Origin of the sequence: Hydrogenophaga sp., assembly GCF_030656115.1 — a bacterium.
Lineage (GTDB): Bacteria > Pseudomonadota > Gammaproteobacteria > Burkholderiales > Burkholderiaceae_C > Hydrogenophaga.
In genome coordinates, this window is record NZ_JAUSOO010000131.1 from 15,725 (window position 1) to 28,316 (window position 12,592).

A 12,592-nucleotide genomic window follows, 5' to 3' on the forward strand; every position below is an offset into this window, starting at 1 on the left:
GCGCTCAGCCGGTGTGCCACCCGCTTCCCACGGCGGTTTTAAGGGCCATGGAACCTGGGCAGGTACCGGTCGGGTCACAGGCCCGCAACGGCTACGCGCTGGCTGTGGTGGTGCCGGGATCGGTTGGGGCCTTGGGTTTGAGCGTCAGGTCACTGCTGGCATGTCTGCTGAACAGCACCGCCTGGTTGCGTCCCTGATGCTTGGCCTGGTACAGGGCTGCATCGGCCGCTTGCACCAGGCTGTTGCGTTCGTCCTGGCTTGTTGGAATTTTGACCGCCACGCCCAGGCTGACCGTGACCACCCCAGCCACCGGTGAATAGTGGTGTTCCATGCCGGTGGCCTCGATGTTGGCCCGGATGGCCTCGGCCATGGCCATGGCATGGGCCACGCTGGCGCCAGGCATGACCACCACAAATTCTTCGCCGCCGTAGCGGGCCGCCAGCTCTCCGGCCCGGCGCACCGTGGCCAGCAGCACTTCGCCAACCCGGCGCAGGCACGCGTCGCCTTGCTGGTGTCCGTAATGGTCGTTGTAGGCCTTGAAATGGTCCACGTCGAGCATGATGATGGCCAACGGTGTGCCCAGGCGCAGGGCGCGCTGCCATTCGTCGGTCCACACGGCATCGAAGCGGCGGCGGTTGGCCAGTTGGGTCAGGCCATCGGTGACGCTCAGGATTTCGAGTTGGTGGTTGACAGCCTTCAGTGCCTGGGTGCGCTGCTGTACCTTGTTCTCCAGATCGGCGTTGGACAGGGCCAAGGCCGCGCGCAGGCGCGACTGTTCGGTCAACTCAACTTGCAGGCGCGTGGAGTAACGCCAGCCTGTCCACAGCAACAAGAGCACCGCGGCCAACCTCAGCGCCAGGGTGAGCAGGCGCATCTGGTTGTGTTCCCGGATGGTGTTGGTCAATTCGATGGTCAGCGCACCCACCGCCGCTTCGCTGTTGATTTCGTAGAGCTTGAGTGCCATACCGTAGTCGCTGGCCAACAGCGCTCCGAAGGCCTCGGGCCAGCGGTCTTGGCGCATGAGTTCAAACACCTCGGTTTCCACCGCCCGCAGGGCTTTCTGCTCTTCGTTGAGGGCTTGTACATCGCTGGCCAGCATCATCGCCCGGGTCTGATTCAGGACGTCTCGCATGGTGGCCTCCAGTTCGATCAGCAGCGAGGGGTAGCTGGCCGCGCGCAAGCTGTTTTTTTCCAGCACGGCCATGGCAATGGCACTGGTGAGCCCTTGGTTGAGTCGGAGCATGCGCTCCAGTCCCAACTGGATGCGCACCGATTGGTCGTGCCGTTGTTCGGCCTTGAAGTCGGTGTAGAAGCCGCCCGCAAAAGCCACCAGCAACAAGCCAATGGCCACATGGATACTGCTGATAAAGCGCATGACGTGCGGATCCTCAATGGAACAGAGGAGGGCTGGGGCGTTATTCGATGATTTTGTCGGCCTTGGCCAGCAGCTCGGGGGCCAGGTTCACGCCCTGGGCCCGTGCGGCCCGAAGATTGATCACCAGACTGAACTTTTCGACCGGGCCCCAGGGCACGTCGCCGGGTGGAATGCCTTTGAGCACCAGCGCGGCCTTGCGGCCGGCCGAGTAGCCCACCAGAAAGTAGTCGAGTCCGTAGGCCATGACCGCACCGCGCACCACGCTGTCGATGTCGCCGGCAAACAGGGCAATTTTGCGTTCGTCGCACACGCGGGCGATGGCTTCCAGCGCGGCCACGGTGGTGTTGTCGGATGTGATGGTGAAGGCCTGTACCTTGTCGGCCAGTTGGGTGGCCACCCGTCCGACCTCGGCGCTGCTGCTCACCGTGGCTTCAATCAGGGTCAGACCCAGCCGAGCGGCCGTCACTCGCATGACCCCGACATGGGTGAGTGAGTTGATTTCCTGCGGGTTGTAGATGGTTCCCCACACTTTGGCCTGTGGCACGACCTTGGCGTAGGTCTCCAATTGCAGCTGGACCGGCCACAGGTCGCTGAGGCCGGTGACGTGGGTACCGGTTTTTTGACCGGGTGCACTGTTTCGTGGCACCAGCCCGGCGCGCACCGGATCGGTGACCGCAGAGAACACCATGGGTATGCGGCTGCCCGTGCGCATCACGGCCTGTGAGGTGGGCGTGGCAATGGTGTGGATCAAATCGACTTTGGCCTGCACCAGTTCGCGGGCAATGGCCTCGGCGCGGGCCATATCGCCATGGGCGTTGCGGCGCAGGAAGGTGACGTTCACACCTTCTTTGAAGCCAGCACCGGCCAAACCGGCCTCGAAACCCCGCTCGTCTGCATCCAGGGCAGCGTGCGAGACGATTTTGGTCACACCGATGCGCCGCATGGGGGTGCTCTGCGCCTGCACGGTCGGCAACCCAACCCAACCGAGGCCGGCGGCCAGACCCCGTTCGCACCAGCGGCGGCGAGATACCCGGACTGGCGCTGGCGTGTGTGGCGAATGTCGTGGCATCTGATCCCCTGAAACAATGTGTAAGCCTCATGTTGACACAACAAGGTGCGGTGTAGCGAGCCGTTTTTGATGCCGAAGGGTTTCGATACGGGTTCCCGATCGCGCGCTGATGCGCGCGCGGCGCAGCTGCCGGTGGCGGCTGTCGGTGAGCCGGACACGCGCACAGGTCGCTCGGCTGCTGTGCGGGCGTGGCGTGTGGCGATGGGTATTGAAAATCGATACCTGAAGTCTTGATTTGCACATCTGGATTCATTATTTGACGTCCATCGGTGGCGGTGGCCCTGAAGATTGCGTCCATGTTCAACAAATTTTCGAGGTTCCAGATGGTCCACAGCACCCGTTTATCTGTGTCGCAGGCTTGGCCTGCCTGCCATGCCCTGACGCGGACTTTTTGGACCCTCACCCTGCTCACGGCCAGTCTGGCGCTGGCCTTGGCCGCGAGCCCGGCGCGGGCGCAGAGCGAGGCTTCGCTGGTGCTGTCGGCCTTGCCGGTGGCGTCGGTGGTGGGGGTGGCGGGCAGCGCGGCGGCGGGGGCTGTGGCGGTGAGCGCGCTGCCGGTGGCGCTGTCGGTGGGTGGGGCGGTGCTGGTGGTGAAGGCGGTGGAGGTGACGGCGCGCGGCACGGTGCTGGTGCTGGAGCGGGCGTCTGACGGTGCGCGGGCCAGTGTGGCGCTGAGCGGGCGCGCGGCTTCGGAGGTGGCGGCGGGGGTGGGCACGGTGGTGGCGTTGAGCGTGATCGGTACCGGCGTGCTGCTCTCGGCGGCGGGCGAGGTGCTGTGCTTCATTCCGAACGAACTGGGCCGCGCGCTGCTGCACAACGAGCGGATCACCGATTGAGTCAATTTGGACTTGCCCAAAAAAGGAAATCACCATGAACCCCATTTTTTTAACCCGACCCGCCGTTGTGGCCCTGGCCGCAGCCCTGTTGATGACCTCCGCCGCGCACGCCGGGCGTTCCTGCGAGCAGCGGCCCCTGACGCCGCAGACACTGACCCAAGGCATGGCGCTGGCACAGCAGACGGCGCAGGCGCTGGACGCCGAATTTGCCCGCAGCGGTGCGCGTGTGGTGGTGCTGGGCCGGGCAGGGCAAGACCTGAGCAAATACCAGTTGCGCTATTCGCACCTGGGCTGGGCCTACAAGACAGACGCCGGCCCGTGGCGGGTGTTGCACAAGCTCAACGCCTGCGGCACCGGTGTGGGCGCCCTTTACCGCCAGGGCCTGGGCGAGTTTTTTCTGGACGACCTGTGGCGCCATGAAGCGGTGTGGTCGGTGCCGGCACCGCCGTTGCAGGCGCCGCTGCTGGCGCTGTTGACCGACCCGGTGCGCAGCCTGCGCCTGCACGAGCGCGCCTACAACATGGTGTCTTACGCCTGGAGCACGCGCTACCAGCAGTCCAACCAGTGGGCGCTGGAGACGATGGCCATGGCGGCCGAGCCCGGCGTGACGACCCGCGCGCAGGCGCAGGCCTGGCTGGGTTTCAAGGGCTACCAGCCGAGCACGTTGCGCCTGGGGGCGATGACGCGGTTGGGGGCAAGCGCCAGTTCCGCGCACATCCGCTTTGACGACCACCCGAGCGCCAAGCGCTTCTCGGACCGCATCGAAACCGTGACGGTGGACTCGGTGCTGGACTGGCTGGAGCGCACCGGCCTGGGCGGGCCGGCGCAACGGCTGGCGCCTTGAGCGGGTTCACAATCGCTTCGATAACGTTCTCTTGGAAGGGAAACAACATGAGCAAAACCCTGCGCCTGTCTGAAAAGTGGTTCCACCGCGGCCTGTGGCTGGTGGCGTTTCTGTTTGCCTGGTTCCTGACCGGGCTGGGCAGCACCCTCGTGGGCGATCTGCCGAAGGTGGAGCAGACCCGTTCGCTGGAAGATTTCATGGACCCGCAGCGCACGCCCGTGCTCAAGGCGTCCATCCAGGCCGCCGAGCGCAGTGCCGAAGAGGCCCAGTCCGAGCTGGATCAGGCGCAGCTCAAGCTGCAGACGGCACGCGCCGACAACCGTGCCGCGCGCGAAACCTTCGACAACTGGCTGGCCACACGCAGCGTGACACAGCGTTCGGAGCAGGACGGCGAGGTGCTCCAGCGCACCCGCGAACTTGATGGGCTGCGCCAGGCCGAACGCGCAGCATTCTCAATGGTGGAACGGCAGCAACAGGCCGCACTGAACGCACGGCAGGCGCAGGAGCGCGCGCAGTCCGAACTACAAGGACTGCAGAACGAAGCACGTGGTGCCTTTGTGCAGGCGCAGCGCGCCCAGGAATTGCGCGTGTTCGGCTACCGGCTGGCGCTCACGCTGCCCTTGCTGGTGCTGGCGGGTTACCTGTTCAAGAAGCACCGCAACGGCGCGTCGTGGCCCTTCGTCTGGGGCTTCATCTTCTTCGCGCTGTTTGCCTTCTTTGTGGAGCTGGTGCCGTACCTGCCCAGCTACGGCGGCTATGTGCGCTACACCGTCGGCATCGTGCTCACGGTGGTGGCCGGGCGCTACGCCATCCAGGCGTTGCAGCGTTACCTGGAGCGGCAAAAGCTCGCCGAGGCCCAGCCCGTGCAGACGCGCCAGCGCGAGCTGGACTACGACCAGGCACAGGCCCGCATGGCCAAGAACATCTGCCCCGGCTGCGAGCGCACGGTGGAGATGAAAGACGGCAAAACCGACTTTTGCCCGCACTGCGGCCTGTGCCTGTTTGACCGCTGCGGCCACTGCAGCACGCGCAAAAATGCGTTTGCGCGTTACTGCTTTGCGTGCGGCACGTCGGCCAAGGCGCCGGCTGTTGACGCGTCGGCAAACTGACGGGGTGGGGCGGTATCTCTATGGGCTACCGGCCGTCTTTTGTGGCGCGACCTCACCGCCCGTGGGTGCCGTCCCTGCGGTTTCTGCTGCAATAATTCTTCACGTCTAAGCGCCGTGGCCCAAGCCGTGGCCCCGATGGCTGAACCCGGTATTTTTAACGCTTCCCTATTGAGAGGATGGCCACATGGCGATGGGTACAACACATTCAGCTTCGGGAGCCACGAAAACGGTGGGCTTTCAATTGACGCCACCGGAGGTTATTGAGCCGGTGGGGCAAGAGGTGGCCAAAACGGCGGTACCTTTGCCACCCGCCGTCTCTGCGGCTGTCGAGGACCAGGTCGACCGATTTTTGGCGGGTCTTTTGACCGAAGACCTGCAAAGCGAAAGTTTTCGAGCCAAGCTTGACAGCGCCTTTGCTTTGGGCCGCGAAGAGGTTTCGGTGGCCGCCAGCCTGATGCAGGGCCGGTTCATGGAACGCAACTTCATGGGCATGGAGAGCAGCCCTGCGTTCAAGGCGATCCAGGAGATGCGCGACCATCTGGATGCCCTGAACCCTGGCAACGAGGGCGATCTGTTTCAGCCCCAAAAGCTGTTGGGTTTCATTCCGTTTGGCAACCGGCTGCAGTCCTATTTCCGCAAGTACCAAAGCGCCGGTGGGCAGCTGCAAAAGAGCATGGAGCAGTTGTATTCGGCACGCGACGACATGCAGCGCGACGTGGTCGAGATTGAAGCGACGCGCACCAAATTGTGGGACGCCATGCAAAAGCTGGCAGGGGCCATCCAGTTTGCCGAGTCGCTCGACACCCAGCTGTATTCCAAGGTGGAAGCGCTCAAGGCCACCGATCCACAACGGGCCAAGTCGCTGGAGCAGGAAGTGCTGTTTTATGCCCGGCAAAACCTGCAGGACATGCTGACCCAGCAGGCGGTGTGCACCAACGGTTATCTGGCGCTGGACGTGCTGAAAAAGACGGGCCGCGAAATGATGAACGGTTGCAGCCGCGTGGCCACCACCGGCATGAGCGCGCTGGCCGTGGCGCAGACGGTGGCACGCGCCACCGGCAACCAGATCCAGGTGATGGAGATGCTCTCGGGCGTCAACAGCACGATTGAAAACCTGATTGCTGAAACCGGCCGCCAGCTCAACACCCACGTGGACAAAACCACGCAGTTTGCGCAGGACCCGATGATCGGGATCGAAAAGCTCAAGGAAATGTTTGACCAGACCTTCAAGGCCATGGACGCCATGGACGACTTCCGTTCCAAGTCCATTGCGGTGATGGGGCAGAACAACCAGATGATGGCCGCTGAAATCAAACGGTCTGAGCAATACATCGACAAGGTGCGCATGCAGCAGGCCCGCGCGGCCACCAGTGCTCAATTCAGCGGGCCTGTCAAGCTCTGAGGCTTGGTGCGGCCCTTATCCATCCCGCTTTTTAATAGGAGTTTCAAATGGCAACCCGTTATGTGATGCAGCGAGACACCCGCGCCTGGCGCCTTCAGGTTCGTATTTCTTTTGGTTTGGCGGTGCTGTGCGCTGCGGTGGGTGTGATCCAGATGCCCGGACAAGATCTGGACCGCGCATTTCTGGCCATTGGCATGTTGTTTTGTCTGTTTGCCACGTTTGCTGTGGCCAAAACCCAGCGGGACAACCGCGATGGCCAGGTGGACACGTCGCAATGGGTGATGACGGTGTGGATCGCTTTTGCCGCTGCTGTGCTGCTGACCGGCTGGGGTCTGTGGCGCATGCAAATCGATGTCTGGCAAAAATATTACATGCTCGTCAGTTGGTTGTTCCTCGTGAGTTCCACCTTCACGTTGTCGAAAACCGTGCGAGATGCCCAGGAAGCCGACTTGATGGCGCGTCGCATGGCGGCGGTGCGTGAAGCGGACGGCGGCAAAGACGCGGCATAACGTTCAGCGGGACCGCTTGGACGCCAGGAATCGGTCTTGTTGCATCAAACCTTCGGCCGCACTGCGGCCGATTTTCTTTTCGCGCTGCGCAATCTCTTCGCGCAATGTCAACAGCTGTCGCAGCAGGGTGGCTTCTGCGGTGGTCTGGCTATCGAGCAACGCGGTGTTTCGTTGCCCCGCCGGGACGCGCAGAAAAGCCTCCAGCGTATCGGGGATGTAACGCCGCAGGCATTCACGCAGGAACAGCCGGTCTTCGGTGGTGAAGTGCTCGTCCACGCCCCGGGCATGCCGGGCGATGCTGGCGATGGATTGCTTGATGTCCATGAGCTGGTGCATGGCAGCGTCGCCGAGTTCGGCGCATGCGCTGTCCAGCACACGGTCAAAGGCGTCGAGCGTTTCAGGGTCAAAGAGCGGCTGCACGGGCAAGGTCGCATGGCTTCCGTTTCCGGAACGGCGCCGGGCCCAAAACAACCCCATCAGGCCCACCATGCCTGTCGCAACGCCGCCCCCAACGGTGGTGCCGGAGGACTGGATGACGCCCAGAAGGCCAATGACTGCGCCACACGCCACCAGCACGCCGGAACCGATGAACAACCCCGTGGGAGCCTGCTGCGCCCCGGGCCTCTCGACAGCAGCCAGTTGCTGCGCCAGTGGTGCGCCGAGCGCGTTGCGCAGGTGCGCCCTCAGGGCACGTTCAAGCGCCTCGGGGTTGACTGGGGTTGGCGTTTCTTCTCGCTGGCGCTGTTCCAACAAGGCGGTTCGGCGGTTGATCGGTCCATCGGAGCTGATCAAGTAAGGCTCTTTGTCTGGCGGATGCATCGTATGAAGGGGGCGTTGGGCGGAGCGTGCGGGTTGATCGCGTCCATTGTGCCCTCGGGTCAAGGCATTCGGGTGGTGGTCAACCCGTGCTATCACCTGTGGTGGGCACATGCCAGCGCCAACGAAATGCCGGTTTCTACGGCGTCCGTGAGGCGGTTCGCAGCTCCTCGCGCACCAGCCCCCGCATGGCCCACAGCCCCAGCGCCGGGCCCAGGGCCAGCCAGGGCAGCAGCGCACCCAGGCTCACCGTTTGGGAGAGCGACACAAACAGCAAAATGCTCACGATGGACAGCGCAAAGCCCAGGCTGTTGGTGAGGGTCAGCACACTGCCCACGGCCTGCGGCGGCGCGTTGCGTGCGGTCAGGGTAGAGAACTGCGGTGAATCGCCCGAGACGGTGATGCCCCACAGCACCAGCCAGCCATAAAACACCGGCGTGGGCGCCCCGATGGCGAACGGCGTGGCCAGACAGCACAGCCCGCTGAGACCCAGTTGTGTGCAGGCCACGCGTGCGCTGCCCCAGCGCAGCGCCACCCAGCCCCCACCAGCGCAGCCCAGTGCACCCGCGCTCAGCACCCAGAAAGCCGCCCACGACAACTCGGCGCCTTGCAGCCGCGTGGCCAGCACCAGCGGCACCATCACCCACATCGTGTACAGCTCCCACATGTGACCAAAGTAGCCCAGCACCGAGGCGCGCACACGGGTGTCGGTCCACAGCGTGCCCAGCGCCTGCCACTGCAGCGTGGTGACGCGGGCGTGGGCGTGTGGCGGGTCGCTGGTGCCGAAAAACAGCAACAAACCGCCCGCCGCTGCCAGCGCAGCCACACCCAGCATCAGCGTGGGCCAGGGCAGGCTGCCACTCAGGGCGCGCAATGCGTGCGCGCTGGCCGAACCCAGCACCAGCGCACCAATCAGCAAACCCAGCGCCGCACCCAGGCCGCTGCCGCCGGGCCGGTTGTACCACTGGGCGGCGATCTTCATGCCCACCGGGTAGATGCCCGCCAGGAAAACGCCGGTGAAAAAGCGCCAGGCCAGCAGGGCTTCATAGTGCGTCACCGTGGCCCAGGCGCCCACGGTGCAGGCCGCGCCCGCCAATGCGCAAAACAAAAACACGCGGCGCGGGGCAAAGCGGTCGGCAATGGCGAGCAGGGCAAACACCAGCGTGCCCACAATAAAGCCCAACTGCAGCGCCGACGTGAGCGGTCCCACGGCGGTAGCGGGCCAGCCCAGTTCGCGCTGCAGGTCGGGCATGACCGCATTCACCGCAAACCACAGCGAGGTGCCCGCAAACTGCGCCAGCACCAGCACGGGCAAGATGTGGCGGGGAACGGTGGGGGCGGTGGCTTTCATGGCGCGCAGCTTAAACGGGCGCCGTGGCAACCGCCTGCCGCGCAGGTGTCAACGCCTCACACGCCACGCGCCCGGTCGGCCTTGAATTGCGCCCGGAACGCGCCGAAGCGCCCCGCGTCCAGCGCTTCGCGCACCTCGCGCATGAGGTTCAGGTAGTAGTGCAGGTTGTGGATGGTGGCCAGCATGGGACCGAGCATTTCGCCGCAGCGGTCCAGGTGGTGCAGGTAGGCGCGGCTGAAACCGTCGCGTCCGCCCGCGTCCCAGCTCACGCCGGTGCGCCCGGCGGGTGTGTCCACCGGGCGGCCCGCGCAGGCGTAGCAGGTGCAGGTGGTGTCCAGCGGCTGGTGGTCGGTCTTGTGGCGGGCGTTGCGAATCTTCAGGTCGCCGTAGCGGGTGAACAGCGTGCCGTTGCGGGCGTTGCGGGTGGGCATGACGCAGTCGAACATGTCCACGCCGTCGGCCACGCCTTGCACCAGGTCTTCGGGTGTGCCCACGCCCATGAGGTAGCGCGGCTTGTGCGCGGGCAGGCGGTGTGGCGTGTGCGCCATGATCTGCAGCATTTCGGCCTTGGGCTCGCCCACGCTCACGCCGCCGATGGCATAGCCGGGGAAGTCCATTTCCACCAGCGCTTCCAGCGACTCCTGGCGCAGGTGTTCAAACATGCCGCCCTGCACGATGCCGAACAGCGCGTTGGGGTTCTCCAGCCGCGCGAATTCGTCCTGGGAGCGCACCGCCCAGCGGCGGCTCATTTCCATGCTCTTGCGGGCTTCGGCCTCGGTGGTGAGGTGGCCGTTGGTCTCGTACGGCGTGCACTCGTCGAGCTGCATCACGATGTCGGAGTTGAGCCCGGTCTGGATCTGCATGCTCACCTCGGGCGACATGAAGAGCTTGTCGCCGTTGACGGGGCTGGCAAAGGTCACGCCGTCTTCGGTGATCTTGCGCATGGCGCCCAGGCTCCAGACCTGGAAGCCGCCCGAGTCGGTGAGGATGGGCTTGTTCCACTGCTCGAAGCCGTGCAGGCCGCCGAAGCTTTTCATGACTTCTTGGCCGGGGCGCATCCAGAGGTGAAAGGTGTTGCCCAGGATGATTTGCGCGCCCATGTCTTCCAGGCTCGACGGTGCCACGCCTTTGACCGTGCCGTAGGTGCCCACGGGCATGAAGATGGGGGTTTCGACCACGCCGTGGTTGAGTGTGAGACGGCCACGGCGGGCATGGCTGCCCAGATAGTCGCCCTCGGGGGCGTCTGTTTTCAGCAGGTCAAATTTCAGCATTGGGGGCTCCAGGCAACGCGGCATTGTACGGACGGCCTGTGCGCTCGGGCTGTGGGGCGGCGCCAGCCGCCTTCTGGCGCGCTGATGCTTCGCTGCACCGTGGGTGCGCCGGTTACTGCGGGACGTCCAGCGCCAGAATCCAGGCCACCAGCCGGGCCGCATCGGCTTCGGCAATGGCTGAGCGGTGAGACGGCATGTAGGGGCCGCTCACCTTGCCTTCCCAGTGGTTTTTGTAGGGGCTGGCGCCCGCGCTGGTGGGGCTGGAGCCGGTCATGACGGTGGCGGTGAGCTGCTGTTGCGCGCCTTTCACGCTTTTGTAGCGCGCAGCCACATCGCGCCAGGCCGGACCGCTGGCGGCGGCGCTGTTCAGGCCTGTGGCGCCTGGCTCCACGTGGTGGCAGACCATGCAGCCGTGCGCGTTGGCGATGCGCAGCGCGTCGTCGTCACCGGGTGCTGCCCAGGCCGCGGGTGCCACACCGGCGACGCTCAGGGCGGTGATGGCCGTTAACAAAAATGGTTTCATGGGGCGGTGGTGTCAGGTTTGTAAAAAGCCACGTGGCCGCCAGCTTGGAGGCGCCGCTTCAGTGGGGCTGCTCCGTGTGGGTGCTGGCTTCAACCAGCATGCGTTCGGTGGATGGCAGCGGGTCGGACTGGTCCCACCCCCAGGCCAGCAGGAGGGCCAGGCTCAGCGAAAGCAGCAGGGCCAAGCCCAGACGGACACATATTTCAATCACATGGGCACCCAATTTCTGGCGGAAGGACATGGGTAGGCATTGTGAGCACCGAATGACTGAGCATCGTTGCCGATGCCGTAAGAAACGTTACGAAATGCCAGATCATTGTCAAATTGTTGGCTCGGCTGTGGTGAAACCGATGCCGTTGCATCCGTTCTTTCGCAGCAGCATGGCATCGCCATAGCTGAAAAAGCGGTAACCCTGCGCCACGGCGTGGCGGTACAGGTCCATCACCCGTTCATAGCCTGCGAAGGCGCTCACCAGCATCATCAGCGTGGACTTGGGCAGGTGGAAGTTGGTCACCAGCAGGGCCACCACACGGAACTCAAAACCCGGCGTGATGAAAATGTTGGTGTCGCCTTGTGTGTGCCCGGTGTGCGCCCAGCTCTCCAGCGTGCGCACGGTGGTGGTGCCCACCGCCACCACGCGGCCACCGCGCGCGCGGCAGTCGGCGATGGCTTGCAGGGTTTCAGGCGGAATGGCGTAGCGCTCGTGGTGCATCACGTGTTCGCTGATCTGCTCGGTTTTCATGGGCGCAAAGGTGCCCGCACCCACGTGCAGCGTCACGCTGGCGCGCTGCACGCCACGCGCCTGCAGGGCGGCCAGCACGCCTTCGTCAAAGTGCAGCGCGGCGGTGGGTGCGGCCACGGCGCCGGGCACGCGGGCAAACACGGTCTGGTAGCGGCGCTCGTCGTCGGCATCGTCGCTGTGCGTGATGTAGGGCGGCAGCGGCACATGGCCGTGGCGCGCCATCAGCTCGTAGGGCGTTTCTCCGGCGGGGCCTTGGAGGCGCAGGCGAAACAGCTGGCCGTTGTCGTCAGGCCAGCGGCCCAGAAAGGTGGCATCAAAACCGCCGCCGTGCAGCCCGCCGGCCAGGTGCAGCAGACCTCCGGGCTGCGGTTTTTTGCTCACGCGAATGTGCGCCACCGCCTCCTGGCCCGAGCCGTTCAGCGCCTCGTGCGGCAGCAGCACGCGCTCAATCAAGATTTCAAACTTGCCGCCGCTGGCTTTTTCGCCGAACAGCCGGGCCTTGACCACTTGCGTGTCGTTGAACACCAGCAGGTCGCCGGGTTGCAGCAGGCTGGGCAGGTCGCGAAAGATGCGGTCCACGGCGTGCGGTCCGGTGGCGTCGAGCAGGCGCGAGGCGCTGCGCTCAGGCGCGGGGTGCTGGGCAATCAGGTGTTCGGGCAGAGAGAAGTCGAAGTCGGCGACGACGAAGGCGCGGGCCGGGGCGGCTGTGGTGTGCATGGGGCTTGAGGGCCGAACAAGGCCCGTT

The 12,592-nt window shown here is 64.8% G+C and carries 13 protein-coding genes; 5 read left to right on the forward strand and 8 right to left on the reverse strand.

Translation table 11 applies throughout. The features are described from left to right. Window positions 1-91: 91 nt before the first annotated feature. Window positions 92-1,375 (reverse strand): GGDEF domain-containing protein, encoded by a 1,284-nt coding sequence (locus tag Q7J58_RS16830; protein WP_304830528.1) that lies wholly within the window; start codon window positions 1,373-1,375, stop codon window positions 92-94. Window positions 1,376-1,415: 40 nt separating this feature from the next. Beyond that, a complete protein-coding gene (locus Q7J58_RS16835; protein WP_304830529.1) occupies window positions 1,416-2,318 on the reverse strand; it encodes an ABC transporter substrate-binding protein in 903 nt (300 codons plus the stop codon). Window positions 2,319-2,740: 422 nt separating this feature from the next. On the opposite strand from Q7J58_RS16835, the gene Q7J58_RS16840 reads away from it, so the two are divergent. The 5 genes from Q7J58_RS16840 to Q7J58_RS16860 all read left to right on the forward strand — a co-directional run bounded on the left by Q7J58_RS16840 (window position 2,741) and on the right by Q7J58_RS16860 (window position 7,144). Next, window positions 2,741-3,280, forward strand: coding sequence for a hypothetical protein (locus tag Q7J58_RS16840; RefSeq protein ID WP_304830531.1), 540 nt, complete (start codon window positions 2,741-2,743; stop codon window positions 3,278-3,280). Window positions 3,281-3,314: 34 nt separating this feature from the next. Then, the gene (locus tag Q7J58_RS16845; protein ID WP_304830533.1) at window positions 3,315-4,124 is read left to right on the forward strand and encodes a DUF2145 domain-containing protein; all 810 of its coding nucleotides are present in this window, start codon (window positions 3,315-3,317) and stop codon (window positions 4,122-4,124) included. A gap of 47 nt (window positions 4,125-4,171) precedes the next feature. Continuing rightward, a complete protein-coding gene (locus Q7J58_RS16850) occupies window positions 4,172-5,233 on the forward strand; it encodes a serine endopeptidase (protein ID WP_304830535.1) in 1,062 nt (353 codons plus the stop codon). Window positions 5,234-5,417: 184 nt separating this feature from the next. After that, the gene (locus Q7J58_RS16855) at window positions 5,418-6,635 is read left to right on the forward strand and encodes a toxic anion resistance protein (RefSeq protein WP_304830537.1); all 1,218 of its coding nucleotides are present in this window, start codon (window positions 5,418-5,420) and stop codon (window positions 6,633-6,635) included. A gap of 47 nt (window positions 6,636-6,682) precedes the next feature. After that, window positions 6,683-7,144, forward strand: coding sequence for a YiaA/YiaB family inner membrane protein (locus tag Q7J58_RS16860; RefSeq protein WP_304830539.1), 462 nt, complete (start codon window positions 6,683-6,685; stop codon window positions 7,142-7,144). A 3-nt stretch (window positions 7,145-7,147) separates the two neighbouring features. Here Q7J58_RS16860 and Q7J58_RS16865 read toward each other — a convergent pair whose 3' ends face one another. The 6 genes from Q7J58_RS16865 to queA all read right to left on the reverse strand — a co-directional run bounded on the left by Q7J58_RS16865 (window position 7,148) and on the right by queA (window position 12,564). Continuing rightward, window positions 7,148-7,936 carry a hypothetical protein gene (locus Q7J58_RS16865; protein WP_304830541.1) on the reverse strand — a complete coding sequence of 263 codons (789 nt, stop codon included), beginning with the start codon at window positions 7,934-7,936 and terminating at the stop codon, window positions 7,148-7,150. A 163-nt stretch (window positions 7,937-8,099) separates the two neighbouring features. Then, window positions 8,100-9,311 carry an MFS transporter gene (locus Q7J58_RS16870; RefSeq protein WP_304830542.1) on the reverse strand — a complete coding sequence of 404 codons (1,212 nt, stop codon included), beginning with the start codon at window positions 9,309-9,311 and terminating at the stop codon, window positions 8,100-8,102. 56 nt (window positions 9,312-9,367) lie between these two features. Then, on the reverse strand, window positions 9,368-10,582 hold the full coding sequence (gene tgt / locus Q7J58_RS16875) for a tRNA guanosine(34) transglycosylase Tgt (protein WP_304830544.1): 1,215 nt from the start codon (window positions 10,580-10,582) through the stop codon (window positions 9,368-9,370). A gap of 112 nt (window positions 10,583-10,694) precedes the next feature. Beyond that, window positions 10,695-11,105: a c-type cytochrome gene (locus Q7J58_RS16880; RefSeq protein ID WP_304830546.1), complete on the reverse strand. Its 411-nt coding sequence runs from the start codon at window positions 11,103-11,105 to the stop codon at window positions 10,695-10,697. 58 nt (window positions 11,106-11,163) lie between these two features. Next, entirely contained in the window at window positions 11,164-11,346 is a 183-nt protein-coding gene (locus tag Q7J58_RS16885; RefSeq protein WP_304830548.1) for a hypothetical protein, read from the reverse strand. A gap of 78 nt (window positions 11,347-11,424) precedes the next feature. Next, the gene (queA, locus tag Q7J58_RS16890) at window positions 11,425-12,564 is read right to left on the reverse strand and encodes a tRNA preQ1(34) S-adenosylmethionine ribosyltransferase-isomerase QueA (RefSeq protein ID WP_304830550.1); all 1,140 of its coding nucleotides are present in this window, start codon (window positions 12,562-12,564) and stop codon (window positions 11,425-11,427) included. Window positions 12,565-12,592 lie beyond the last annotated feature (28 nt).

Excerpts from the sequence above, each read along its gene's own strand:
- Q7J58_RS16860 (WP_304830539.1), top strand. The coding sequence starts at position 6,683 with ATGGCAACCCGTTATGTGATGCAGCGAGACACCCGCGCCTGGCGCCTT.
- Q7J58_RS16855 (WP_304830537.1), top strand. The coding sequence starts at position 5,418 with ATGGCGATGGGTACAACACATTCAGCTTCGGGAGCCACGAAAACGGTG.
- Q7J58_RS16840 (WP_304830531.1), top strand. The coding sequence starts at position 2,741 with ATGTTCAACAAATTTTCGAGGTTCCAGATGGTCCACAGCACCCGTTTA.
- Q7J58_RS16885 (WP_304830548.1), bottom strand. The coding sequence starts at position 11,346 with ATGTCCTTCCGCCAGAAATTGGGTGCCCATGTGATTGAAATATGTGTC.
- Q7J58_RS16845 (WP_304830533.1), top strand. The coding sequence starts at position 3,315 with ATGAACCCCATTTTTTTAACCCGACCCGCCGTTGTGGCCCTGGCCGCA.
- Q7J58_RS16880 (WP_304830546.1), bottom strand. The coding sequence starts at position 11,105 with ATGAAACCATTTTTGTTAACGGCCATCACCGCCCTGAGCGTCGCCGGT.
- queA (WP_304830550.1), bottom strand. The coding sequence starts at position 12,564 with ATGCACACCACAGCCGCCCCGGCCCGCGCCTTCGTCGTCGCCGACTTC.
- Q7J58_RS16830 (WP_304830528.1), bottom strand. The coding sequence starts at position 1,375 with ATGCGCTTTATCAGCAGTATCCATGTGGCCATTGGCTTGTTGCTGGTG.
- tgt (WP_304830544.1), bottom strand. The coding sequence starts at position 10,582 with ATGCTGAAATTTGACCTGCTGAAAACAGACGCCCCCGAGGGCGACTAT.
- Q7J58_RS16835 (WP_304830529.1), bottom strand. The coding sequence starts at position 2,318 with ATGCGGCGCATCGGTGTGACCAAAATCGTCTCGCACGCTGCCCTGGAT.
- Q7J58_RS16870 (WP_304830542.1), bottom strand. The coding sequence starts at position 9,311 with ATGAAAGCCACCGCCCCCACCGTTCCCCGCCACATCTTGCCCGTGCTG.
- Q7J58_RS16850 (WP_304830535.1), top strand. The coding sequence starts at position 4,172 with ATGAGCAAAACCCTGCGCCTGTCTGAAAAGTGGTTCCACCGCGGCCTG.